The sequence below is a fragment of the Pseudomonas kribbensis genome, assembly GCF_003352185.1.
Taxonomy (GTDB): Bacteria; Pseudomonadota; Gammaproteobacteria; order Pseudomonadales; family Pseudomonadaceae; genus Aquipseudomonas; species Aquipseudomonas kribbensis.
In genome coordinates, this window is the sequence record NZ_CP029608.1 from 4,204,727 (window position 1) to 4,228,423 (window position 23,697).

The following is a 23,697-nucleotide window of genomic DNA, read 5'->3' on the forward strand; positions in this document are numbered from 1 at the left end:
CTCACCCTTCCTACGATAGCAAACAGATTATTGTTTGTTCACCCTTTGCCCTTTGACCTTTTCTAACGTTCGATTATTTCCCCAATCAATTGCTTGGCACTTTGCCATCTTGTTAGAACTCGTCAGACAGCTTCTTCCCCAATAACTTAGTCTATTGATTGACGACAGTTCGGCATACCGATGTTGTTACCTCAGAACATGGGCACCTAAAACAAAAACAACTCTGCTTAACAACTCGGATTTCAACTGTCGAAACCTGAATGGAAGTCTTTTGGGGATATCGCATATGGATCTCACTCTACGTATCAACCGAAACACCGGCCTCAAGGGACTTACCTTCTGGGGCCAATGGGCGCTGGCACAGTGCTTTATTGTTTCACTGTTATTTGTATTGGCTGAGCAGCACACGGGAACGGTCGAGTTCTATTACCGGATGTGCACCATGCTGGCCGTGCTGGCTTCGGTTCCGGCCTACACGTTCAGCGGCGCCTACCGAAAGCGCGATAACTACCTGACCGGCCTCGGACGGCTGCTGATGGGCTGGTCGATGACCATGGCCGGGCTGACGTTCATCGCGTTCATTTGCAAGGCCGACGAGCTGTTTTCGCGCCAGGTGATTCTTGACTGGGCGGTGTACGGCTTCTTGGGTCAAGCGCTGCTGTATGCGCCGCTGCATGCGTTTTCGAAGTACTACCAGCGTTCCCGCAAAAGCGAGCACAAGACCCTGATCGTCGGCACCGGCGAACTGGCCCTGGGCCTGGCGAAGAAGCTCAGCGAACACGAAAACCTGCCGCTGGTGGGTCTGGTCAGCAACGGCACCCTGCCCGCTCTGGACGCCGATGCTCCACGGGTCGTCGGCGATCAGGAAAACTTGCTGGAGCTGATCAAACGCCACGATATCCGCCGCCTGTACATCACGCTGTCGCTGTCCGAAGCGGCGAAGATCGAAGCGATGTATGTCGATCTGCTGGATGCCAACGTCGATGTGGTCTGGGTGCCGGATCTGAACAGCCTGACGCTGCTCAACCACTCGGTAAAAGTCGTGGACGGCCTACCGGCGATCTACCTCAATGAAAGCCCGCTGACCAGCCGCCCGACCGCCGCCCTGAGCAAAAGCCTGATGGAAAAAAGCGTCGCGCTGCTGGCGATCATCCTGTTGAGCCCGGTGCTGCTGCTGATCTCGCTGGCGGTCAAGCTCAGCTCGCCGGGCCCGGTGTTCTTCAAGCAGGATCGCCATGGCTGGAACGGCAAGGTGATTCAGGTCTGGAAGTTCCGCTCGATGCGCGTCCACGATGACCGTGAAGTCAAACAGGCCAGCCGCAACGATTCGCGCATCACCGCCGTCGGGCGCTTTATCCGCCGCACTTCGCTGGATGAACTGCCGCAACTGTTCAATGTGCTGCAAGGTCACATGGCCTTGGTTGGCCCGCGTCCGCACGCCGTGGCGCACAACAACTATTACTCGGGCAAGATCCTCGCTTACATGGCGCGTCACCGAATCAAACCGGGCATCACTGGCCTGGCGCAGATCAGCGGCTGCCGTGGCGAGACCGACACTCTCGACAAGATGGAGAAGCGTGTCGAGATCGACCTCAAGTACATCAACAACTGGTCGCTGTGGCTGGATGTGAAGATTCTGGTGAAGACGCCGTTTACCCTGTTGTCGAAGGATATTTACTGAGACGCAGCGCTTCGAAAGGCAACACCGCAAGGGGACGAAAGTCCCCTTTTTTGTGGGCGGGATTTGGGGGTTGGCGGGCAGCTTGCGAGCACGGAGGGTCAGGTGAATTGATGTCGACAGGACTGACGTCAATCGCGAGCAGGCTCGCTCCCACAAGGTTCCGGGTAATGCCGAAGGTCAGACATTACCCAATAACCTGTGGCAACGCTGGAACGATCAACAAAGGCATCCACCACAAACCAAAACGGGAGCCGAAGGGCTCCCGTTTTTGGCTTCCCGGTCTCCCGGACCTACTCGGTAATCTTCCCGAAGTTGCGATAGAACATGTCGTCTTCACGGCTATCGGTCATGGAGTGCAGCTGGAAGCTGCGGCTGAGTCTCGCACCACCGTCACGGGTCAGCGGCGCCCAGACCAGGTTGGCCCGGCGCATGGTCGACATGCTCATCATCTCGTCGAACGGAATCGACAGATAAATGCCCTTGTCGAAGCTACCTTCTCCGTATTCCGTACTGCCCGCCGTGGTGATGGTCGCCCACGCACCGAAGCGCACGCCGTTGGAAAACTCCCGGGAGATATCCAGCGTGCCGCCAAAGTCGCCGGCCAGATAACGCCCGACGCTGACCGCCGCCAGTGTTTCGTAAGGCAGATCCGTGTAACCAGTGATATGGCCGGTCAGCACCGAATAATCACGCAGGCCGAAACCCTGATCGAATTCACGCTGACGCACGTAATTCAGGTCCGCACCGATCGCCCAGCGCTCGCCGGTCGGACGGAACAGCACCTCGCCGCCGACACCGGCGAACATCGACTCCAGATAACCGCCGTAGACCATGCCGTACAGATCCTTGTCCAGTTGCTCGGCGTGGCTGACCTGAAATAACGGCATCGTGGTGTCGGACGTGGTCAGGTACTGACGCAAGTCCGTGCGCACACGCGGCAAGCCGCTGGGTGCGTCGTATTTGAACTTGTCGAAGTTGTTCGTCAGGTTCTGGCTGAGCATGCCGCTCCACCAGGTGTTGCGGTTGAAGCGGAACTCCGCGTCCAGATCCGCACTGAATTGATAGAGCAAGCCATCCGGGCCACCGACGTTCTGCTTGAAGCCCAGGCCGGCGCCATAACTGAAGTGCTGCAGCGGCTGGGTGTAGAGCGTCTTCTCGTTGTGCGGCATCGCCGGGTTGACCTCGGTGGTGCGGTGCAACGTCTGCAGCGGTTCTTCGTTGTTGATCACTTCGCGGAAGGTCTGGCGCGGCACGCTGGTTTCTTCCAGCGGCAGGTCGTAGCGCTTGTTCACCAGGGTGAACCAGTCGATGTCGTCGTTGACGCTGTTGTCCAGCACCCGGCTCGCACGCCCCACCGCTTTGGAGGAATGGAAGTAGCGCTGCTGCTCACCGTACACGATCAATTCGGAATCGCGCTGGGCAATGCGCTCGACCCGGTAGCCCGCATTCTGTTGCAGGCGTTGCGAAACATTGGCCCAGTCAACCTGATCCATCGAGGTGCTCGGGGCCTTCGCCGGCAGCGGTTCCGGCGGTGGATCGAAGGTCTTGGCCGGCGCCTTGCGGCTGGCGAAATTGGTGTGGAAGGTGACGCCGAACATCGCCGTGTTGCCCCGCTCCCACGCGGCGCTCACGTCGAGGGAGTCCGTCACCTTGAACACCGCGCCAAGGTTGATCGGCGAGTCCTGCTTGATCACGTTGTCCTTGGGTTCGTGTTTGTAATCGTTGCCTTCGTATTCGAGTTTCAGGCTCAGGCGATCCCAGGGCGTCTGGTAACTCACGCCGCCGAAGAACGACGGCTGGCCGCGAAAGTACGAACCAGCGTTGACGTCACCGGTGCCTTTCAGGGACGGGCGCGTCTTGAAGCGATCATCGAGATAGCCGAACGGGTTGTCGATGTCGCCGCGATTACCGATGTAGCCCCAGGCGATGCCGGCGCTGAAATCCAGGTTGTCGTAGCGCTTGTTGGCCACCAGGAATTCACTGGCGAACAAACCCGTACCGCCGACGTCCCGGAAGCCCAGAGCGACGTCGGGCGCCCAATGGGTTTCCTCCCAGAGCCGGACTTTGACGTCGACCGCCTTGTCCTTATAGCTCTGGTTGCCGCTCATGGATTCCGGGCCGTACGGGCGGTTGGTGATGGCGGTGTAGCGAAACGAACCTTCGAGCCAGTCCAGCGGCTGCAACGAAACGCTGTAGCGGCTGTAGGGCTCGGTGCGGTTGGCGTTGACGCTCAACTCGCCGGCCGGGGACATGCGCGCGGTGGGCGTCTGCAATAGACCGGTGCCACCGAAATCGCCCTGGGTAATACGCGGCTCGGCATGGACCAGGCCGCACGGCAATAACAACACAGCTGCAAAACGCAAATTCAACGAACCACCTCAGCCAACTGCGTGGCAATAAATTCGGCCAACTGCTGATTCAGCTCAGGGATAGGCGGATCCAGATCATCGTTTTTCAACGGCACCAGAATCTTGCTGCCGGCAACGGGAAACTGCCCGCTCTCACGATTCCAGTGAGCAATGCCAACGCGCCGCGAAACCCCGTTGGGCTGGATCAGCCACAGGTAATCGGCGTCGGCATCGTCCTCCAGCAGCACGCAACTGCTGAGGTATTCACGGGCCTCGAGCAACGGTTGATAAGGCAGCCGGCAGGTCCCGGCGACGGCGCCGAGCACTTCCACTTCGTCGACCCGCTGCGGGTAGATCAGGCGATCGCCATCGTCCAGACGAATGTTGCGGGCGAAGCCGACTTCCAGCGCCACCGGGTCCAGGTCCGCGATCTGGCGCCCGGTGACCGGCATCTGCCGCACGTCCTCGGCCATGCGCACCGCCAGGGCTTTGCGGCTCGGTCGGTCGAACAGATCGGCCATGCGCTGCAACACGTCCAGATCGAACAGCACGCCGACCTTGAGCCGGGTCTGCTCCTCCAGCAATGACTGACGCAGCAGCACACCGGCCAGCCAGTAACCCTCGGCGTTAGGCACAGCCTCGCTGATCACATCGGTCAAACGGCCGCCCGGCGGCAACGCTACCGGCCCGGGGTTGGCCACATCGCCGCTGACCGTGACCGCCGCCTGACTTGCGCCGGCAAGCAACATCAAACCCGCCGACAGAACCCTCAAGCGCTTCATGGCAGATGCCTGCGATCAGGGGTCAGTTGCACGATCTTCACTCGCAGTTGCGAGGTCAGTTGCTGCTCGCTCTGCACAATGAAACCGTCCACCGGATCCACCCAATAACGGTTGGTCGCCCGCAGGCCGATGGCCGGGACGTCGATACGTTCATCGACACGCAGCACGGCGTATTCCTTGTTCAGAATCTTCAGGGTTTCCACGGATTTGCGGGTGAAGCGGCTGTTGACGATCAGCCCGACTTCCTGGCCCTTGTAGAGATCGATCCAGCGCTGGCTGGTCTGGCCATCGGTAACGTGTTGCAGACCGCGTTTGAACGGCGAGGCATCGGACAGCCGCGTGCCGTCCAGATCACCCTCCGCGCCCAAGCCGATGCTGCGCACCGCGAGACCGTCGCGCAGCAGCAGGACCTGCTTGCCGGACGCCACCCAGAACTGCAGGTCATCGCGCTTGCGCACCAGCGCCAGCACACCGGAACCGGACGGCGTGGTGAGTTTGAGTTGCGGATAATTGACCTCGGCCACCTGGGCCGGCGTCACGTCGATATCATCCGGGCCGACCACCGCCGACTTGAGGTTGGTCACCGACGCAACCATCAGCGGATTACAGCCACCCAGCAACAAGGCCGCCATCAGGCAGACGCCAACATTCAAGGTTTTCAAAGTCGGCGGGCCTTATTTGCTGTTGTTGGTGAATTCGCTCCAGTTCTTCGCAGCGGAAGCGCCGGTGCCGACAATCGATGCCGACGGCACCAACTGGCTGATCAGACGGTTCCAGCGAGTCACGTTGGCAGGCCCTACATAAACAACGTCCTGGGGGCGCACTTCGAAGTGCGTGGCGAGGACCATGGCGGTGGGCGATTCGGCTTCCAGTTGATAGATTTTTGCCGGTTCGACATCGAGGTTTTCCACCCCGCGAATGACGTACACGGCATTGCCGTTGGCGGTGGTCTGGCTCAGGCCGCCGACCGAGCCGAGCACGTCGGACAGGTTCATGGTCGCCGTCTTGAAGCTCAGGGCGCGCGGCTGGTTGACCTCGCCCATCACGTAGATGCGCTTGTTGTCGTTGTACGGCAGGTACAGTTTGTCGCCACCCTGGAGGTAGACGTTCTGCAACTCGGAATCCTGTTGATTGAGGGTATCCAGATTCAGCGGATAGACCCGCCCGTTGCGCGTCAGCAACAAGCCGGACAGGTCGGCATTGTTGGTGTCGATCCCCGCCGAACCGAGGGCTTCGACCACGCTCAGCGGGTTGGTGGAAATCGCTTGCGGGCCAGCCTTGGCGACCGCACCGGTGACCACGACTTTCTGGCTGGCGAAACGCAACACGGCCACGTCCACTTGCGGCTCGGCGATGAACGCCGACAGCCGTTGTTCGATGTCGTCGCGCAGTTGCTGGATGGTCCGGCCGGCGGCCTGGACTTCCTTGATGTACGGGTAATACAGCGTGCCGTCGGAGCGCACCAGACGGCCGTTGGCGTCGATCTGCTGCTGCGCACCCGACGGCGCGGTCAGCTCGGGGTGATCCCACACAGTGATGTACAGCACGTCGTTGTTGCCGATGCGGTACTCGGCCGGCGTCGCCAGCAATTCCGTGGGCACTGACTCACGCTTCTGCGTGGCGCGGTTCATGGAGATCAGCTTGGGGGTGATCGGAATCAACTCGACCCGGCTGCTTTCACTGGCGCCCTGGCGGGTAATGCCAAAGGTGCTCAGGTGTTGACCGGGGGAAAACATGCAACCTTGCAGAGCGAGACTTGCCAGCATTAAAAGAGAAAAACTACGAGTCATAATGGCACTACGCTATTCAAGGGCGAATCCAAAACAAAGTCACCCGACTTTCGTCGGGCGACCTTGTACTGCACCAACAGTTACTTCAGTTAGTTGTGCGTGCCGGTTGTACCCGTGGTACCGGTGGTACCCGTTGTACCGCCGTTGGCACTTCCACCACTGTTGGACGCCGCTACGGCACTGGCAACCATTGCAGTACTGGCAGCAGGCGCTGTAGAAGCCGCGACACTGCCCGATACATTGGTTACCGCTGTAAGCGGCGCTTCAGCTGCGGATGCCCAGTTGCTCAACATCGTCAACAAGGCAATCGCCATCACTTTTTTCATATCAACTCCTTTCTAACATTGCACCGTTACATCAGGTGTTTCGTTAGAGGTGGTAGAGTTCAAGTCGCAAAAAGCGCGAACAAGATCCGTTGTTCTTTCACAGTCCTACGCAACTGATAAAAGTCGAACGGCAGGTTTATATCTACGGACTTGCAAAAGGCATTGCCAGTGTAATTTCCCGACGATATCTAACAACCTGACCGAAAATAACATTGGACTAAAAGGCCATCATTCCAGATAGCCGTTAGGATGATTCGACTGCCAGCGCCAGGTATCGGTAACCATGTCCTGCAAGTTGCGTGTGGCTTTCCAGCCCAGTTCTTTTTCCGCTTTGGAAGCGTCGGCCCAACTCTCGGCAATATCGCCCGAACGCCGTGGCATCACCCGAAACGGCACTGGCTTGCCGCACGCCTGTTCGAAGGCTCGCAGCACTTGCATCACGCTGTAACCGTCGCCGGTGCCGAGGTTCCAGGTATGAATACCGGTGCGCCCGTCGATGGCCTGCAAGGCCTTCAGGTGCCCGTCCGCCAGATCGACGACGTGGATGTAATCGCGCACGCCGGTGCCGTCTGCCGTGGGGTAGTCGTCGCCGAAGACCGACAACTCCTGGAGGCTGCCGACCGCTACCTGGCTGATGTACGGCAGCAGGTTATTGGGGATGCCGCTCGGGTCTTCGCCCATGTGGCCGCTGTCATGGGCGCCGATCGGGTTGAAGTAACGCAGCAGCGCGATGCTCCAGCGCGGCTCGGCCTGGCTCAGGTCACGCAGCACGTTTTCGACGATCAGCTTGGATTGGCCGTAGGGATTGGTCGGAATGCCGGTAGGAAAATCCTCGCGGATCGGCATCTGCTCAGGCTCGCCGTAAACAGTGGCCGAAGAACTGAACACCAGCCGGAAGACCCCCGCCGCCGCCATCGCCTGGCACAGCGTGATGCTGCCGCTGACGTTGGTTTCGTAATACTCGAGCGGCTTGCGCACGCTCTCGCCGACCGCTTTAAGCCCGGCAAAATGCAGGACGGCGTCAATTGAATGCTGCTGGAATATCCGGTCCAGCAACGCCCGGTCGCACACATCGCCGCGAATCATCAGTGCACTTTTGCCGCAAATGCCTTCCACGGCGTGGAGTGCCGCGTCGCTGCTGTTGCAAAGATTATCCAGAACGACAACTTCATAACCTGCTTCAAGCAATGCGAGTGTGGTGTGCGAGCCGATATACCCGGCGCCACCCGTTACCAGAATCTTCATAGCGCGGTCCATAGTGGGAAAAGTGCCAACTAGCGTGTCAAGCCCAACTTGTTTAATGTGTGTCTTGCTTCACACAAACAGGGCGACAACAACCCAAAACAAAAACAGTTCCATCGCTGGCCAAAAATATTTTTAAAGGCCAAACTGTATTGCCCGGTACTTATTAGCACTCCCGCACTTTCACCACTATCAACAGATACCGACTAAAAATAACTGTTATTTATCAAGCCGACATCTAATAACATTACCCCCTTTTACACTAAGCTAACGTTGTCACTCATAACCTGACTCAGGTATTAAAGTACAGCTTCATCAACTTGCAACTTTTCCTTATTGCAATGTAACCGATGGCTGTATGCCATGAATGTCCAGGAAACTTCTATGATTCGTAAATGTTTGTTCCCCGCTGCCGGCTACGGCACGCGTTTCTTGCCGGCCACCAAAGCCATGCCAAAAGAGATGCTGCCGATCGTCAACAAGCCGTTGATCGAATACGCCGTTGAAGAAGCGCGGGACGCCGGCCTGCAGCACATGGCGATCGTCACCGGTCGGGGCAAGCGTGCACTGGAAGACCACTTCGACATCAGCTACGAACTCGAACACCAGATTCGCGGCACCGAAAAAGAGAAGTTCCTGGCCGGCACTCGCGAGCTGATCGATACCTGCACCTTCTCCTACACCCGTCAGGTGGAAATGAAAGGCCTGGGCCACGCGATCCTCAGCGGTCGCCCATTGATCGGCGACGAGCCCTTCGCCGTGGTCCTGGCCGACGACCTGTGCCTGAACCTGGAAGGTGACGGCGTGCTCACCCAGATGATCGAGCTCTACAAGAAATTCCGCTGCTCGATCGTGGCCATCCAGGAAGTCCCCCGGGACCAGACCCACAAGTACGGCGTGATCGCCGGCGAGGCGATTTCCGAGGGCATCTACCGGGTCAATCACATGGTGGAAAAACCCGCGCCGCAGGACGCTCCGTCGAACCTGGCGATCATCGGCCGCTACATCCTGACGCCCGATATCTTCGACCTGATCGCCGACACCGAGCCCGGCAAGGGTGGCGAAATCCAGATCACCGACGCCCTGATGAAACAGGCGCAGAACGGTTGCGTGCTGGCCTACAAGTTCAAGGGTCTGCGCTTCGACTGCGGTGACGCCGAGGGTTACCTGCAGGCGACCAACTTCTGCTACGACAACGTCTACCTCAAGGGCCGCTGAAAGGCGCCCGCGCATCTCCGACGAGGCAACCATGAACATTGCACAACATTCGACAGACATTGAACGGGAGGTGGACAACCTCGGGGTGATGAGCTGGTTGTCTCGTCATCAGCCGTTGCCCAGCGCCAACGAATCCTGGCTCGGGACCATCCTGCTGGTGGAGCGGATCGGCATGTTTCCATCGTCCGGAGACATCCGCCGGCCGCTGCGCGATCCCTATCCCCTGCTCGCTCATCTGAAACGGATCTACGGCGAGCAGGCGCTGGAGGTCGATGACCGCGACGGCCTGAAGGTGATTCTCGGCGACTGGCGATTCCGCGTGCGCCTCTGCTGCAACGAGCCGGCGATCATCATCAATGTGGAGACCCGTTGCGTGACGCAGTTGATGCCGCAGAAGACCGCAGAGCTTCTGGGTCACGTCGACACCTTCGACAAGGGTTGAGTTCTTATTCCGAGGCGGCGCCGCAGGAAGTCCCGTGGTTGCCGCCGACGATCATCCGATAGAAGTAATCGGCAATCACCTTCCCTCCTGTGGCCGACAGCGGATGTATCTTGTCCGGGCCGATCATCGCCGCCGCATAACGTTTGACGTCCGTACCGAACGCGCATTGCAGATTGGCGAAACCCAGATGCTGCTCGCGAGCCCAGGGCTCCAGAACCTGCGCGTAGGCCGACATCGGATAGGCGCTGGAACGCGTGGTGTCCTGGCGCATGATCAGGTTGACGCTCGCTGCCGGCTGAATCTCGCGGATCATCCCGACCAGCCCCTGAACATTCTTCAGGTACTGCTCGGGCTTCACGCCGAAACCCTGATCGTTACCGCCGAGCATGATCAGGTAGATATCCGCAGGGATCTTCGACACCACCGTTTTCCACTGGGTCTGCCATTGACCATCGGCATGATAGAAATCGCCGGATGCCGCACCCGACGCCGCCAGTTTCGACACCCGCAAACCGGCCTGCTCGTTGCTCATCCATAGACCGAACAGGGTTGGCGCGCCTTTCACCACTTCCAGCCTGAATGACCAATCCGTCGCGGCGGATGTACCCGGTAACGGGACTTCCTGAACGCCCGCACCGGAGAGATTCAGCGGCTGCCAGTCCGCCGAAGGCGACCAGCGATAGCGCAGTTCACTGGATTCGCCGTTGCCCAGATAAAGCAACTTTGCCTGGGTGACGGCGGTGTTTATCGCTTCGCTCGGATGCGCATCGACCTGCAGCCATGCACCGGGACTTCCGGTCACGGTACGGCTGTCAGGACTGGCCACGCCGAGGTTCGACACCTTCCAGTCGCCGCCGAAGTATTTCTCGCTGCTGCGGGTGTACTTGAAATGGCTGCCGCCCAGCGCCGCACCGTGGTTGAAACCGACATAACCGGGGCCGGCAAAACCGACCTCGCCGACCAGCCGCTGCACCAGTTTATTCAGATAGAAATCCTGCCCGGCGCTGTAACTGTCGCCGATCACCGAGACCGACAACACCTTCCCGGCCTTGCCTTCGCGCCACTGGGCAAACCGCTCGCGAGCGTCGCCGACTTCGACCACCGAGGCCGCGACCGGCGCTGCGTCATCCACTGCAACCATCAAGCGCTTCCTTTAGCCGAAACCGGCGTCGGGGAGACGTTCCCCGCCGTTTTTTTCGCCGCCGCACGCTCGCCCAGAAACAACACCGAAGTGAAGTTGAACCGGCTGAAAATGGTCGACAACAGCACCGGCCCGAGCAACCCGCAAGCCACACCGCAAAACACCAGCGCGCTTTCGTCCTTGATACCCAGGCGCCCGAGCACCGAGCGCGAGGTGGCGGCGAACAACACATGAAACAGGAAAATCGCGTAAGAGTAACCACCGAGCCAGGTCAGCGCCTTCGAACGCATGTCACTCGACAGCAGCGCGAAGCAGGACACGCACCCCACCGTCAGGCCGATGAGGCTGCGGCGGTCGATGATCAACTCACGATCCAGCGAGGCGATGTACAACAGCGTCAGGGAAATCAGTACGAACACCAACGGGCCGACGACTTTGAACCGTTGCTTCAACGCACTGACATTTTCCTGGCCGATCATCCCCGCCACAAAGAACGGCAACAGATAGGTCGCACCGTTGATGCCGAACGCATCGAACTTGAACGGCGGCAACAGAAACACTGCGGCGGAAAACGCGAACAGCAGGTACAGACGCGTCGCCGAGCGCAACAAACCACGCCATTCCAGCAGGCCGACAAACATGAAGATGATGAACACCGCCTGCAGGAACCAGAAGTGGTTCACCGGCACATAGAACGACAACAGCGCATCGATCACACCGACGTCCTTGTTCACGCCCGGCCCCACTGCCTGCAACACCGAGAACGGCACGCCCACGCAAAACAGCGGCACGATCAGCCGCCGCACCTTGCCGGTGAAGAACGCCGAAAAGTCATTGCCGCGAATCTTGTAGATGGAATAGATGTAGCCCGAGATAAAGGTGAACAGCGGCATGCGCACGTACACCATGGAATCGGCGATCACCCGGAACGGTGAGCCGATGTCGATTTTCAAACCGCCGCCCAGCGGGCCGATCACGTGATAGAGCACCAGCAGCAGGCAAGCGAGCCCGCGCAGGGTTTCGATCTCCAGGGACTTTTTCTTGCTCGACATAAAGCACCCGCCTCAATTCAGAATTCTTGATTCGACCCGCACCGGTTTGTTCGCCCGCAGCATCAAGCCCAAGCCCACGAACAACACCGGCACCACCATCGAGAAGTGTCGGGCGAAGGAGCCGAAGTCCGGTTCGAACAAGCCCTGAACCAGCAGAAACGCCAGGGGAATCGCGATCAGTTCCTTGGGTTTGGTCTGGATCGGCGCACCTTTGTAATCGGTCGAGGTGATCACTTTGAACAACAGCAACGCGGTCATGATCATCAGCGCCACGAAGATCACCTGGCCCGGGCCGGACAGCAGCATCAGCTCAACCGGAAACGACAGGCGAAAGAAGATGATCATCGAGTCCAGGGCCTGCGAAACGAAGTCGCTGCCGCTGAGCCACGAGACGATCAGCGACTTGGACCCCTCCTCGCCCGCCGTACGCAGTTCGTTGTTGCTGGCGCGAATCGACGACACCGGAAAGCCCAGCGCCAACTGGATGGCCATGGCCACTGCCAGGTAGAACAGGAACAGCATCACGAAGAAGGTCATGCGCGACACGTACTTCTTCATCATGCAAACGCCGACCCAGGACAGCGAAAACAGGATCCAGTAGGGCCGGATCAACACGCCGTAGATCACCGCCGACAGGAAAAACCCGCCGCGATATTTGCGCGTCAGCGAGCTGAACAGAATGCTCAGCACCGCCACCGACACGATGATTTCCTTGGTCAGGTTCTCCAGGAAGAACGAGCGCACCACGCCCCACAGGCACAGGGTCCCGAAGATCGCCAGCGGCATGCGCCGGAACACCACCACCGGAATCGCCGTGAGGAAGAAATTGCAGAACATCCCGTAGGCCCAGGCGTTGGTCAGGTTGATCCCGGTGGGCCGCAGCAGGAACGCCGAACACTCGTAGGACGAGCGATCCGGCGAGAACGGGTTCCAGAAATTGCAGTTGTCGGCCCGGGCATAGGACGACCAAAGGGTCATCGCATCCGGGCCGGGATCGCGGGGGATCAGCAGCGGCATGGCCACCGACAGAAACAGGCCGGTGAACAGGATCAGGAACGAGAGAGAGGAATCGAGTTTCTTGCCGCGAAACTCGATGCACGGCAGTTTCAGGCCCATGACACGACAGCCTTTTTCGCACGCGTTGCACGGGTCAGTAGCGCAATCACGCCGAGCTGCACGATGATCCCGAAGACGTTGCCCCAGGCCGCGCCATAAATCGAATAGTGCTTGATCAGCACATAGCTGACCGGTACCGAAATCAGCAGGCAAAGGGCCGAACTGGCGAGGGATACCCGGCTGTTTTTCGACGCGATCAAACCACCCCAGACGATGTCGCCGATGGCGCGCAGGGCGAAGGAAAAGATCAGCACGCCAAGAATCCCATTGTCCGGACGTGGCACCGCTGCACCGACGTAATCGAGCACGACATTGAAGAACAGATAAATCGCCACCGCGACTGTCGCTGAAACCACCAGCGAACGCGCGACCCATTTGTTCACGAACAATTCCCTGACCGTGAACGCTTGCTGGTCGGCCTGGTAACGCTTGGCGAGCACCGGAATGCCGACCACCGCCACCACCGCATAGGACAGCGCCTGCAAGGTGTTGGCCGCCGACCACGCGTACACGTATTTACCGAGGCTGGCGTAGGGTTCCAGATCAATGATCAGAAAGCGCTCGGCGTACTGACTCACGGCGATCAGGCCGGTGCCCAGATAGAATGGCAACCCGGCTTTCCACACGGTCGCCGTCGCCAGCGTCCCTTCTTCGCGCCCGCGATGGACGTTCACCACGATCAGGTAACCGGCGACGATCACCAACACGTTGGCGATGACCCACAGCCACAGAACGCTGGCGATCCCCGACACCCAGCCGAGCATCATTCCGCCTACGGCCAGCAGCGCCCAAAGGCCGGTCTTGATGAAGAACAGCAACGCCCCCGCCGTGGCTTTCTGCGCGGAAAACACGAACGAGTTGATTTCGAACGACAGGTGTTCAGTCAGCAGGACCAGGGTCACACAGGCGATCAGTGCCGCCGTCGCCTCAACCTGCTGGAACAGTGAATAGATCAGCACCGTCAGCACCGACAACAGCAGTCCCACGGCCAGGTACAGCAGCAGAACCTTGTCGACGACTCGCTTCGAACTGCCGCCGACACTGATCAGCCGATTGATCTCGGAGCTGAAGCCGACGCTGTAGAACTTCGACGCGATCAACGATGCCGCGACCACTACGCCGTAAAAGCCCAGCGCCTCGTAACCGAGGTAATGGGTGATGGCGAGCACCAGCAGGAACTTCGCGCCCAGTGCTCCGCCGCGCAGCAACAAGCGGAATATCATCGAATGACGCCCTTGATGATGTCGTCCATGGCCACGGTTTTGGCTTCGATTTCACGGCAGGTGTCGGTCAGGCGTTTGCCGAAATTCGACAGCGCGTCAGGCGCGTAAACCGTGTCGATGATGGTGTCGACATCGATGTCGCCACCGTTGATCACCCAGTCCTCGACACCCATGTCCTGATAGGCGCCGAAGCCCTTGCGCTCGTAGCTGATGTGGTACGCCGGCACCCCGGACAGCAGCGATTCAATCGCCCCGTGCAGACGCACGGAAATCACCAGGTCCGGCTGATATTTGGCAATCGTGGCCTTCAACGGCAGCAGGTCTTCGGTGATGCCCAGTTCGCGATAGAACGCGCCGTCATCGTTACCGCGCACAGCGCTCTGCACCGCGCAGACCACTTTGCTTTTGTTCTTCAAGCGCTGCAGCAGCACCTTCAGGTTGGCCACGTAGGCGAGCTTCTTTTCCTTGCTCCAGGCCGGCGGTTTGCGCAGCACCACGCACACCGTGGCCGGCGTCGAGGCGCAGCGGGTGAACTTGGGTTGCTGCAGGATTTTGCCGGCCAGGGCCTGCACTGCGAGGTCCGGTGCGCGGTAGACATTTTCACAGGCGTCGAACAACGCCGAGGAGCGGTTATCGCGCACGAACACCGCATCGGCACTGGCGTAGTGGCCGACGATCTTGTCGCTGTCACCGTGGAATGGCCCGATGCTTTGCGGCAGGTACACCGACGGGACTTTGCTGAGGATCGCGGTTTCCAGTTGCTTGGCGTGGCCCAGTTTCAGCTTGATGTGTTCGAAGGCGCTTTTGGAACGCATATAGCCGCCGCCGACGCCGACAATCAGATCGGTTTTCTTCAACAGATCCGCCAGCCCGGCGTAGGACTGATTGAGGAATACCGCCTGCTTGACCCGGCCCAGGCCCTTGGCTGCCATGACCGGCGCGTCAAAGCGCGGGTGCGGCAGGTATTTGAAGGAATCCGGATCGGAGGCCACGACGCTGATCGCGGTGTCTTCGCCAAAGTTGCGCTGCACCAGCGCGATGGCCAGATCGACCAGCAGACCATCACCGGAATTGGAGGCACTGTAGCCATGCAAAATCGTTACGTTCATGAGCGGCGTTCTACTTAATAAGAGGGAGCGGAATACACGTCGTAGGTCTGGCGGATCATCAACGCGGCGCTGAAGCGCTCGCGGACGATGCGCCGGCCTTCGATGCCGAGGGCTGACAATGCGGGTTTCTGGATCTGCTTCAGGCGGTCGGCCAGCGCGTGGTGGTCACCGGTGGGGAATACGTAGCCGGACACCCCGTGGGTCACCAGCTCCGGCAGCGACGTGCAGTCGCTGGCGATCACCGGCAAGCCCAGCGCCATGCCTTCCAGCGGCACCATGGCAAAACCTTCCCAGCGACTCGGGACGATCAGCGCATCGGCCTGCTGATACAGCGCGTTGACCTCGGCCGGCGTGACCCACGGTAGGTACTGAACGCCGTCCATTGGCGGGCACTCGACCGTCGCCTCGTTGACCGCACTGCCGACCACCGTCAGTTTCAGGTCGTTGCGCCCGGTCTTGGCGTAGGCCTTGAGCAGTACGTCAAAGCCTTTCTGATAGTCGAGCCGGCCGACGAACAGCAGATGAATCGGCTGCGGATCCTCGGCTTTACGCTCCTCATCCTTGGGATGAATGCCGTTGTAGATCAGCCGCATGCGCTTGCGCTCGATGCCGAACGCCGCAGCTTTATCCAGCTCGTACTGGCTGACGCAGATGATCGTGTCGGTGACCTTCTGCAACACACGCTCGATCCACGCATAGACTTTCTGCTTGATCGGCGAGCTTTCCATCAGGAACGAAAAGGCATGCGGGCAGTAGACGATTTTCGGTTTGCGCCACGGCCGCAAAAGCACGCACACGCAACGGCCGATCACCCCGGAAAACGTACTGTGCAGGTGCACCACATCAGGTTTTTCCTTGAGCATCACTTGCATCAGGCGCCAGGCAAAACGCAGCAACGACGGCACATTGCGCCCGGTTCGCTCGAAGGTGCGGATCTGCTGCGGGGCGATGCCGTGCAGTTCCTTTTCCTGATCCTGCGGCACCAGATACACCAGCTCGTAGTTGGCCTGCTCATCTTCCGGGGATGCCGAAATCGTGCGGATCACCGTCGCCACGCCACCTTTTATCGTTTCAGCCACGTGCAGTATTTTTTTCACAACCCACCCACTTTGTTGCCTGTAAGAACAATCGCTGAAACTCAGGATTTGTCGGACGCGTATTCGTAGTTGTAATAGCCGTAGCCCCCGTTGCCGTAGTAACTGGCCGCACGCTTCTCGACGCCGTTGAACACCGCGCCTTTCAACTCGATGCCGTTCTGGGCGAAGCGGCGAATGGTCAGCTCGACTTCTTTGGCCGGGTTCACCCCGAAGCGCGCGACGATCAGGCTGATGCCCGCTTCACGGCCGACAATCGCCGCGTCCGTTACCGCCAGCAGCGGTGGCGTATCGATGATCACCACGTCGTAGCGCTCGCTGAGTTCCGCCAGCAGTTCGCGGAAATTGGCGTGCATCAGCAGTTCGGAAGGATTGGGCGGCACCTGGCCCCGGCTGATGAAATGCAGGTTGTCGACTTCGACCTTGTTGATCGCCTGCTCCAGGGTGCAGCGCTTGACCAGCAGGTCCGACAAACCGTTGGTGATCGGCGTGTTCAGCGACTTGTGCAGATGGCCCTTGCGCATGTCGGCATCGATCAGCACCACGCGCTGGCCGCTCTGGGCCATGACCGCCGCGAGGTTGGAAGACACGAACGTCTTGCCGACCTGCGGGCTCGGGCCGGAGATCATGATGCGGTTGTTGGTCGAATCCAGCGCCGCAAAGTGAAGGCAGGTGCGCAGGCTGCGGATCGATTCGATGGACAGGTCCGTCGGATTGCGCAGCGCCAGCAGATAGGCCGGTGCGTCCGCCGTGACTTTGGCACGGACTTTTTTGGTGTCCTCTTCCTGTTGCAGGGCGCTGTAAGGGATCGATGCGTAGACCGGCAAGCCGAGCTGCTCGATGGCTTCCGGCCCTTCCAGGCCCTTGCTCAGGGATTTGCGCAACAGCACCAGCGCCACGCCGACAAAGGCACCGAGGAAGGTCGCGATCAGCACGATCAGGGCTTTCTTCGGCTTGACCGGACTGGTCAGGTCGACATCCGCCGAATCCACCAGACGCACGTTGCCCACGGCACCGGCGCGGATGATGTCCAGCTCCTGGGATTTGTTCAGCAACTGGGTGTAGATCTGCGAAGCGACTTCGACATCGCGGGTCAGGTTGAGCAGTTCCTGTTGCGTGGCCGGCAGGTCGCCAACCTTGCCTTCCAGCGACTTCTGTTGCTGGGTCAATTCACCGATCTGGGTCATCAGGGCTCGATAGGCCGGATGCTGTCTGGTGAACTTGCGATCCATTTCCGCCTGCTGCATTTTCAGCTCGGAAATCCGCGTTTCGAGTGCGACGGACTGGCCGAGCACCGATTGGGTTTCCAGGGAGATGTTCACGGTCTTGCCGCGCGTCTGGTAGGCATTGAGCGCATCGCTGGCCTTGGCCAGGTCGCGTTTGACCTGCGGCAACTGGCTTTGCAGGAAGGCCAGGCTCTGCGCGGCTTCGGCCGAGGTACGGCGTACGTTCTGGTCCACGTACAGCGAGGCGATCTTGTTGAGGATCTTCACCGCTTCGGCGGCGTCGGTGCTGGCCAGGGCCAGACGGATAATCCCCGACTCCTTGCCCTGCTCGGAAATATCCAGCGCGTCCTGATAACCCTGAATGGTCACGATCCGCGGGTAGCGCACCACTTCGAATCGAGTGCCGGGGTTGGCCAATAGCTGCGTGATCTGACCTTCTACGCCATCCTGCGCGAAGGCTTCGCCGGCAGTGCCTTCTGCCAGCAGATTGTCGTTGTCATCGAACAACTGGAAGCGATGCTGCTCGCCGGCGATCAGGCTGAGTTTTTTGCCCAGCAGTTCCTTGGGCAGATCGAGCCGGGCGAACTCCAGACGCTCACCGCCCCAGGCGTAGCTGCTCAGCCCGAAACGTGGCGGCGCGACGCTGAGTTCGGTTTCACCGCGATAGCGTCGGGAGAGAAAACCGCCAATCACCGGAAAAGTATTGGGAGTGACGTCGATGTCCAGGCGCAGATCGTCGACGGTCTTGCCGATCACCGCGCGGGATTTGATGATGCCGATCTCTGTAACGGACGGCGACTGACCGCCCAGCATGCTGTTGAGGTCGGAAAAGCCGAGCATGTCGTTCTTTTTCGGTTCGACCTGTACCAGGGCGTTGGCCAGATACACCGGCGTGGCCAGAATCGCGTAGGCGACGCCGGTCATCATGAACGCGCCGGTGAAGGCGCCGATCAACCATTTCTGATCGATCAAGCTGCCGAATATGCCGAGAAGATCAATACTGTCTTGATCGTTGTCACGGGTGCCGACTACTGACGGTAACTGCATAAGTCTTTCTTACCATTCACTGTTCTGAAGAATATTCATCAATGCCCGAGGCGTTGTACCCAGGAGCCAACAGCATCTTCAATCAATGCATGGGCATGAATAAAAGCGGCCTGCCCTTGACGATACGGATCCTGTATTTCTCGTTCGTTCTGCCACTTGCCGAGAAGAAACACTTTGCCCCTGGCGTGAGAGGCAATCTTCAGTACTTGTTTTACATGCTCTTTTTCCATGACCAGAATCAAGTCTGATTCATTGACGATGTCCGCTGTCAGTTGCCGCGCCTTGAAGCCTTCGGCGCACTGCCCGCGGTCTTCCAGCACCTTGCGGGCCGTTGCCTCCATGGACTCGCCAACCCTTGCAGACAAGCCTGCGGAGGCGACCGTGATGGTCGAGGGCGCCAGTGCGCTACGCAGCAACAGTTCTGCTGTCGGACTTCGGCAGATATTGCCGACGCAGACGACAAGGATCTTTTTGAACAAGGTTTACTTTCCCGTGTAATGTCATTCGGCCAACATGTCCCGTGGACTTAAATGAATCCACAGGACTTTCCTGCACTCGGAAACAGTTTCGCCTGTTAGTACCGGTGCATTAAGTACCACGGGGTCCAAAAGTCACCCAACCAGAATTACCGGACTAAAAATAACTGTGATTTTCGGCGCTTCTTTCGCTGAAAGTTTTCCGACAAAAAATAACATTCGTGCACTTTTCGGATTTTTCGGCATCGCATGAAAGTAACGAGATAAACCATTGGCTAGATGTCATTTCTCATCAGGAGAGCAGACATGAAAGCAGCACATCTCAAACGTCTCTGCGCCCTTTCCCTTTTGTTGTTCGGCACAACGGCTCAGGTCGATGCCAGCGAGTTGTTCCCCGCACTGCCCCACCGAACGGTCGGCATCCAGGTCAAGGTCCAGAGCTTTAGCGCTTCCGATGCCGCGCAAATCAAGGCAGCGGGCTTCAGTTTCGTGCGCCTGGGCGCGTGGAGCGACAGCCTGGGCGACAAGACCTATCAGAAACAGCTCGGCGATGCGTTTGCCGCCGCCGGATCCGCGGGGTTACCGGTGCTGATGACGGTGCGCGCCATCAAACCGCTGTCGACAGACCCAGCCACGGCGGGCGCGGCTTTTGCCAGTGCAGTGAACAGCCTGGAACAGACATATGGGTCTCAACTGGTCGCGATTGAGGTCTGGAATGAACCGGATCTGGACACCTACTGGCCGACGGGCAATTTCAGCACTACGTTTGCACCGTTCATGAGCGCGATGTGCAAGGCGCTGCAAGACAATCCCACCACAACTCCCGTGATCGGTTTCGGCTTCGCCCGGCCACCGAGTGCCGGCTCGGCCTCGACCGTGGCGCTGAACAGCATTCTCGGTGGGTATCCCAAATGCCTGAGCGCCATTTCCTACCATCCCTATGGCATGACGGCGACGCAGATCGGCAATGCGCAGACCTTCATCCAGCAGAATTTCCACCTGCCGGGCGTCATCAGTGAATGGGGGATTTCGGCACTGGCCTCCAACGGCGGTCCCGACGGGCAGGCCACCAAAGTCGCGGCGTTCATTGCCGATGTGAAACGGCTGCAGATTCCACTGACGTCGATCTACGAGTGGAAAAACAATGATACGGGCAGCGATGACCGGGAGAAGAACTTCGGTTTGCAGACCGCAAGCGGGCAACCGAAACCGGCGGAAGCGGCCGCCACGAAGCAGTTGGACTCCGAGTAGCGTCCACATTCATCAGTCAGTTGCTTTGAACCTGTGCCGCGATTTGGCATCGTATCTATCGATACCGCGCCCCGCCCTTTCAAACAGCCGTTTTCAGGTTGTTGCCTGCGGGGCTATCGATACATTCACATGCCCTTGAGTGGCTGTCAGCGCTCGGGTAATGTCGTCAGACCCATAGGACAGAGCACGCTCATGACTTCCAAGCTGGAACAACTCAAACAGTTCACCACCGTGGTTGCCGACACCGGCGACTTCGAAGCGATTGCCCGGGTCAAGCCGGTCGACGCCACCACCAACCCTTCTCTGCTGCTCAAGGCGGCGGCCATTCCGGCCTACGCCGAGCTGCTGAACGCCGCCGTTCGCGACTGCAAGGGCGATGTCGGCCTGGCCAGCGACCGTTTCGGCGTCGCGGTGGGTCAGGAAATCCTCAAAGTGATCCCGGGCCGCATCTCCACCGAAGTGGATGCCCGCCTGTCGTTCGACAAGGACGCGATGCTCAAGCGTGCGCATCGTCTGATCGAGCTGTACGACAAGGCTGGCGTCGGTCGCGATCGCGTGCTGATCAAGATCGCCTCCACCTGGGAAGGCATCCGTGCCGCCGAAGTGCTGGAGAAGGAAGGCATCCAGACCAACCTGACCCTGCTGTTCTCCTTCGCCCAGGCCGCCGCTTGCGCCGATGCCGGCGTGTTCCTGATTTCGCCGTTCGTGGGCCGCATCTACGACTGGTACAAGAAGGCCAACGGCAACGACTACACCGGCGCCGATGATCCGGGCGTACAGTCGGTGACGCGCATCTACAACTACTACAAGGCCAATGACTACAAGACTGTGGTCATGGGCGCGAGCTTCCGCAACCTCAATCAGATCGAGCAACTGGCTGGCTGCGACCGCCTGACCATCAGCCCGGACCTGATCGACAAGCTGGCGGCAGACACCGGCAAACTGGAGCGCAAACTGGCCCCGGGTCACGCCGGCGAAGCACGCCTGAGCCTCAACGAATCGCAGTTCCGCTGGTTGTCCAACGAAGATGCGATGGCCACCGAGAAACTGGCCGAAGGCATCCGTCAGTTTGCCCGCGACCAGGAAAAACTCGAGGCGTTGCTGCAAGCCAAGCTGTAATGGGCTGACGGCAAACGCAAAAAGGGCGAACCCTCACAGGTTCGCCCTTTTTTGTGCCTGATCGCTGGGGAATCAATGCCTTTCGAGGGCATTCACCAGATCATGGAAGGCTTCGCGGTTGGAGTCGTTCAGGCCCATGAGGATCTTGTGCGCTTCCAGCACCTTGATCCGCACGACTTCCTCCGACTGATCCTGATCCGGCAGGTCATCGAGGCATTCCGGGCAAGGCACGGGATGGTTGACGATATTGAACACCTGCTCGAAACCCATCGATTGCAACAGACGGGTGATGTCGTCGTGGGTGGTGACCACGGTCGGCAGCAGGCCGACCTTTTGCCGCGACAGGATCGACAGCTTGGCCAGCAGGCCCAGCGTGGTGCTGTCGATGCTGCGGGTTTCGGTCAGATCGATCACGATCGCGTTGAAATTCAGCGCGGTGAAGATCTTTTCAATAGTCGCATCCAACGCCGAACACAGGGTCAGGCGAACTTCACCGACGAACTTCAGGACGAAGGTGCCATCCTGCTCGGCGAACTGGATTCTACCGGTACTCATTAAAGATTCCTGCTCAACACCAACAAGGCGATATCATCCGGCATCTCCCCTAGCGTGGCCAATCCAAAAACCTGCCGCAGGCCATCCAGGCTGCCGCCCGCCGACTTGACCCGTTGGGGCAAGGCAGCTTCTTTCTCTTTGAGTGTGGGTTCTGGCAAAAGATCCAGAATGCCATCAGACATCAGCGTCAGGCTGAACGTCGGTGGCAGCTCGAGCACGTGGTCTTCGTAGGTGGCTTCGTTGAAAAGCCCCACCGGCAGACCGCGCCCCTCGAGGTAGCGAACACTGTCAGGCGTGTACAACACAGGCAACGGCAGATGGCCGCCGATGCTATAGGTCAACAAACCGGTCTCCTCGTCGATGACTCCACCGACCATTGTGACGTGTTTACCCAGCTTACAACTGATCAGCCCCCGGTTGATATGACCAAGGACTTCCGAAGGCTTGAATTCCGGCAAGGTGCCGTTGCGCTTGGACTCGAACAACAGGCGCGTGGTCATGAACTTCAGCAGCACCGTGACGAACGCCGAAGAGGCGCCATGACCCGACACATCCGCCAGATAGAACGCGACCCGACGCTCGTCCACCCGGAAATAGTCGACAAAATCACCCGACAGGTACAACGACGGGATGATCTGGTGGGCGAACTTGAACGCGTCGATGGTCCAGGGGCTTTCCGGCAGCATGTTCATCTGCACCTGGCGACCGGCGTTCTGGTCTTCCTGGAGCAGGTTCAGGCTGGCTTCGAGCTCACGGTTGGCCTTTTCCAGCTTCTCGCGGTAGCGCTGGTTTTCCAGCAGCAGACGCGCTCGATCCAGGGCCCGGCGCACGGAGTGCTCAAGCACGGCCAAATCTTCGAGAGGCTTGATCAGGTAATCCGCCGCGCCCAGGCGCAGGGCCTCGACCGCGTCGTTCATCACGCCGGCACCGGAAACCACGATCACAGGCGTCTGTGGTGACCGCTCGGTGACCTGACGAATGAGTTCGAGACCGCCCATCTGCGGCATGCGCAGATCGCAGATGACCAAGTCGGGCTTGTCTTGCTCGAATACCTGAAGTCCCTGCTGGCCGTTACTGGCCTGCAAGACGCTGAAACCACTGTCTTCCAAATAGGCCGCGAGGCTCGCGCGCACTACTTCGTCATCATCGATTATCAGCAGCGTGGCACTGGTTTTTGGCATGTGGGCAAACGGCGCCAGAATTAGGTTGGCGTAGCAGGCGGGGCAAAGGCCCGGCGCAGACTACTGGATTCGCTTTCTAGCCTCTCTGCTGCACCGCTTCGGAGCGTTTGCCCCGCACACGGATGCACCAGAGGTGCCCTTCTAAGGCGCAGACGGTACTCCCATCCTTCGAGCGTTTCAAGCATGCGCGAATCGTCGCTTGACGACTTTGTTTGTCAAATCACAGAGAGTTATAAGAACGTTCGAAACCGTAACTCAATGAAAGGACGCGCGGACAA

At 59.3% G+C, this 23,697-nt stretch carries 21 protein-coding genes; 5 read left to right on the forward strand and 16 right to left on the reverse strand.

The features are described 5' to 3' along the window. The first annotated feature begins 286 nt into the window (after positions 1–286). Positions 287–1,681, forward strand: a complete 1,395-nt coding sequence (locus DLD99_RS19130; protein WP_114884336.1) for an undecaprenyl-phosphate glucose phosphotransferase — start codon at positions 287–289, stop codon at positions 1,679–1,681. Between the two features lie 290 nt (positions 1,682–1,971). Here DLD99_RS19130 and DLD99_RS19135 read toward each other — a convergent pair whose 3' ends face one another. The 6 genes from DLD99_RS19135 to galE all read right to left on the reverse strand — a co-directional run bounded on the left by DLD99_RS19135 (position 1,972) and on the right by galE (position 8,172). After that, positions 1,972–4,050, reverse strand: a complete 2,079-nt coding sequence (locus DLD99_RS19135; RefSeq protein ID WP_114884338.1) for a YjbH domain-containing protein — start codon at positions 4,048–4,050, stop codon at positions 1,972–1,974. Then, positions 4,047–4,811, reverse strand: coding sequence for a capsule biosynthesis GfcC family protein (locus DLD99_RS19140; RefSeq protein WP_114884340.1), 765 nt, complete (start codon positions 4,809–4,811; stop codon positions 4,047–4,049). The genes DLD99_RS19135 and DLD99_RS19140 overlap by 4 nt, the downstream gene beginning before the upstream one ends. Further along, the gene (locus tag DLD99_RS19145; RefSeq protein WP_114884342.1) at positions 4,808–5,473 is read right to left on the reverse strand and encodes a YjbF family lipoprotein; all 666 of its coding nucleotides are present in this window, start codon (positions 5,471–5,473) and stop codon (positions 4,808–4,810) included. Before DLD99_RS19145 ends, DLD99_RS19140 begins: the two co-directional genes overlap by 4 nt. A gap of 12 nt (positions 5,474–5,485) precedes the next feature. Continuing rightward, positions 5,486–6,601, reverse strand: a complete 1,116-nt coding sequence (locus DLD99_RS19150; RefSeq protein WP_114884344.1) for a polysaccharide export protein — start codon at positions 6,599–6,601, stop codon at positions 5,486–5,488. An 89-nt stretch (positions 6,602–6,690) separates the two neighbouring features. After that, entirely contained in the window at positions 6,691–6,927 is a 237-nt protein-coding gene (locus tag DLD99_RS19155) for a hypothetical protein (protein ID WP_003226528.1), read from the reverse strand. 228 nt (positions 6,928–7,155) lie between these two features. Continuing rightward, positions 7,156–8,172 carry a UDP-glucose 4-epimerase GalE gene (gene galE / locus DLD99_RS19160; RefSeq protein ID WP_114884346.1) on the reverse strand — a complete coding sequence of 339 codons (1,017 nt, stop codon included), beginning with the start codon at positions 8,170–8,172 and terminating at the stop codon, positions 7,156–7,158. Positions 8,173–8,553: 381 nt separating this feature from the next. On the opposite strand from galE, the gene galU reads away from it, so the two are divergent. Both galU and DLD99_RS19170 read left to right on the forward strand, forming a co-directional pair. Further along, on the forward strand, positions 8,554–9,387 hold the full coding sequence (gene galU / locus DLD99_RS19165; protein WP_007951629.1) for a UTP--glucose-1-phosphate uridylyltransferase GalU: 834 nt from the start codon (positions 8,554–8,556) through the stop codon (positions 9,385–9,387). Positions 9,388–9,418: 31 nt separating this feature from the next. Next, entirely contained in the window at positions 9,419–9,829 is a 411-nt protein-coding gene (locus DLD99_RS19170; protein WP_114884347.1) for a phosphohexomutase domain-containing protein, read from the forward strand. Positions 9,830–9,833: 4 nt separating this feature from the next. Here DLD99_RS19170 and DLD99_RS19175 read toward each other — a convergent pair whose 3' ends face one another. Genes DLD99_RS19175 through DLD99_RS19210 form a run of 8 tightly spaced genes read right to left on the reverse strand, consistent with a single transcriptional unit; the run spans position 9,834 to position 19,316 of the window. Then, positions 9,834–10,970, reverse strand: a complete 1,137-nt coding sequence (locus tag DLD99_RS19175) for an SGNH/GDSL hydrolase family protein (RefSeq protein ID WP_114884349.1) — start codon at positions 10,968–10,970, stop codon at positions 9,834–9,836. Further along, complete coding sequence (locus tag DLD99_RS19180) at positions 10,970–12,022, reverse strand: acyltransferase family protein (RefSeq protein ID WP_114884351.1); 1,053 nt, start codon at positions 12,020–12,022, stop codon at positions 10,970–10,972. The genes DLD99_RS19175 and DLD99_RS19180 overlap by 1 nt, the downstream gene beginning before the upstream one ends. A 12-nt stretch (positions 12,023–12,034) precedes the next feature. Next, entirely contained in the window at positions 12,035–13,138 is a 1,104-nt protein-coding gene (locus tag DLD99_RS19185; protein WP_114884353.1) for a hypothetical protein, read from the reverse strand. Further along, the gene (locus tag DLD99_RS19190) at positions 13,129–14,361 is read right to left on the reverse strand and encodes an MATE family efflux transporter (RefSeq protein WP_114884355.1); all 1,233 of its coding nucleotides are present in this window, start codon (positions 14,359–14,361) and stop codon (positions 13,129–13,131) included. The genes DLD99_RS19185 and DLD99_RS19190 overlap by 10 nt, the downstream gene beginning before the upstream one ends. Further along, positions 14,358–15,470: a polysaccharide pyruvyl transferase family protein gene (locus DLD99_RS19195; protein WP_114884357.1), complete on the reverse strand. Its 1,113-nt coding sequence runs from the start codon at positions 15,468–15,470 to the stop codon at positions 14,358–14,360. The genes DLD99_RS19190 and DLD99_RS19195 overlap by 4 nt, the downstream gene beginning before the upstream one ends. A gap of 14 nt (positions 15,471–15,484) precedes the next feature. After that, on the reverse strand, positions 15,485–16,567 hold the full coding sequence (locus DLD99_RS19200; protein ID WP_114884359.1) for a glycosyltransferase: 1,083 nt from the start codon (positions 16,565–16,567) through the stop codon (positions 15,485–15,487). Positions 16,568–16,608: 41 nt separating this feature from the next. After that, positions 16,609–18,837 carry a polysaccharide biosynthesis tyrosine autokinase gene (locus DLD99_RS19205; RefSeq protein ID WP_114884361.1) on the reverse strand — a complete coding sequence of 743 codons (2,229 nt, stop codon included), beginning with the start codon at positions 18,835–18,837 and terminating at the stop codon, positions 16,609–16,611. Between the two features lie 38 nt (positions 18,838–18,875). Then, positions 18,876–19,316: a low molecular weight protein-tyrosine-phosphatase gene (locus DLD99_RS19210; RefSeq protein ID WP_114884363.1), complete on the reverse strand. Its 441-nt coding sequence runs from the start codon at positions 19,314–19,316 to the stop codon at positions 18,876–18,878. A gap of 303 nt (positions 19,317–19,619) precedes the next feature. On the opposite strand from DLD99_RS19210, the gene DLD99_RS19215 reads away from it, so the two are divergent. Continuing rightward, positions 19,620–20,564, forward strand: coding sequence for a glycosyl hydrolase family 5 (locus DLD99_RS19215; RefSeq protein WP_114884365.1), 945 nt, complete (start codon positions 19,620–19,622; stop codon positions 20,562–20,564). Between the two features lie 192 nt (positions 20,565–20,756). After that, complete coding sequence (gene tal, locus DLD99_RS19220) at positions 20,757–21,683, forward strand: transaldolase (protein ID WP_114884366.1); 927 nt, start codon at positions 20,757–20,759, stop codon at positions 21,681–21,683. Between the two features lie 72 nt (positions 21,684–21,755). On the opposite strand, the gene rssC is transcribed toward tal, so the two are convergent. Continuing rightward, on the reverse strand, positions 21,756–22,238 hold the full coding sequence (gene rssC, locus DLD99_RS19225) for an anti-sigma factor antagonist RssC (RefSeq protein WP_042560140.1): 483 nt from the start codon (positions 22,236–22,238) through the stop codon (positions 21,756–21,758). Then, positions 22,238–23,419, reverse strand: a complete 1,182-nt coding sequence (gene rssB / locus DLD99_RS19230) for a two-component system response regulator RssB (RefSeq protein WP_085713163.1) — start codon at positions 23,417–23,419, stop codon at positions 22,238–22,240. The genes rssC and rssB overlap by 1 nt, the downstream gene beginning before the upstream one ends. Between the last annotated feature and the right edge of the window lie 278 nt (positions 23,420–23,697).

Bases quoted from the DNA above. Each gene is read 5' to 3' on its own strand.
- DLD99_RS19130 (WP_114884336.1), top strand. From the start codon at position 287: ATGGATCTCACTCTACGTATCAACCGAAACACCGGCCTCAAGGGACTT.
- DLD99_RS19140 (WP_114884340.1), bottom strand. From the start codon at position 4,811: ATGAAGCGCTTGAGGGTTCTGTCGGCGGGTTTGATGTTGCTTGCCGGC.
- DLD99_RS19150 (WP_114884344.1), bottom strand. From the start codon at position 6,601: ATGACTCGTAGTTTTTCTCTTTTAATGCTGGCAAGTCTCGCTCTGCAA.
- DLD99_RS19155 (WP_003226528.1), bottom strand. From the start codon at position 6,927: ATGAAAAAAGTGATGGCGATTGCCTTGTTGACGATGTTGAGCAACTGG.
- galE (WP_114884346.1), bottom strand. From the start codon at position 8,172: ATGAAGATTCTGGTAACGGGTGGCGCCGGGTATATCGGCTCGCACACC.
- galU (WP_007951629.1), top strand. From the start codon at position 8,554: ATGATTCGTAAATGTTTGTTCCCCGCTGCCGGCTACGGCACGCGTTTC.
- DLD99_RS19170 (WP_114884347.1), top strand. From the start codon at position 9,419: ATGAACATTGCACAACATTCGACAGACATTGAACGGGAGGTGGACAAC.
- DLD99_RS19175 (WP_114884349.1), bottom strand. From the start codon at position 10,970: ATGGTTGCAGTGGATGACGCAGCGCCGGTCGCGGCCTCGGTGGTCGAA.
- DLD99_RS19180 (WP_114884351.1), bottom strand. From the start codon at position 12,022: ATGTCGAGCAAGAAAAAGTCCCTGGAGATCGAAACCCTGCGCGGGCTC.
- DLD99_RS19185 (WP_114884353.1), bottom strand. From the start codon at position 13,138: ATGGGCCTGAAACTGCCGTGCATCGAGTTTCGCGGCAAGAAACTCGAT.
- DLD99_RS19190 (WP_114884355.1), bottom strand. From the start codon at position 14,361: ATGATATTCCGCTTGTTGCTGCGCGGCGGAGCACTGGGCGCGAAGTTC.
- DLD99_RS19195 (WP_114884357.1), bottom strand. From the start codon at position 15,470: ATGAACGTAACGATTTTGCATGGCTACAGTGCCTCCAATTCCGGTGAT.
- DLD99_RS19205 (WP_114884361.1), bottom strand. From the start codon at position 18,837: ATGCAGTTACCGTCAGTAGTCGGCACCCGTGACAACGATCAAGACAGT.
- DLD99_RS19215 (WP_114884365.1), top strand. From the start codon at position 19,620: ATGAAAGCAGCACATCTCAAACGTCTCTGCGCCCTTTCCCTTTTGTTG.
- tal (WP_114884366.1), top strand. From the start codon at position 20,757: ATGACTTCCAAGCTGGAACAACTCAAACAGTTCACCACCGTGGTTGCC.
- rssC (WP_042560140.1), bottom strand. From the start codon at position 22,238: ATGAGTACCGGTAGAATCCAGTTCGCCGAGCAGGATGGCACCTTCGTC.
- rssB (WP_085713163.1), bottom strand. From the start codon at position 23,419: ATGCCAAAAACCAGTGCCACGCTGCTGATAATCGATGATGACGAAGTA.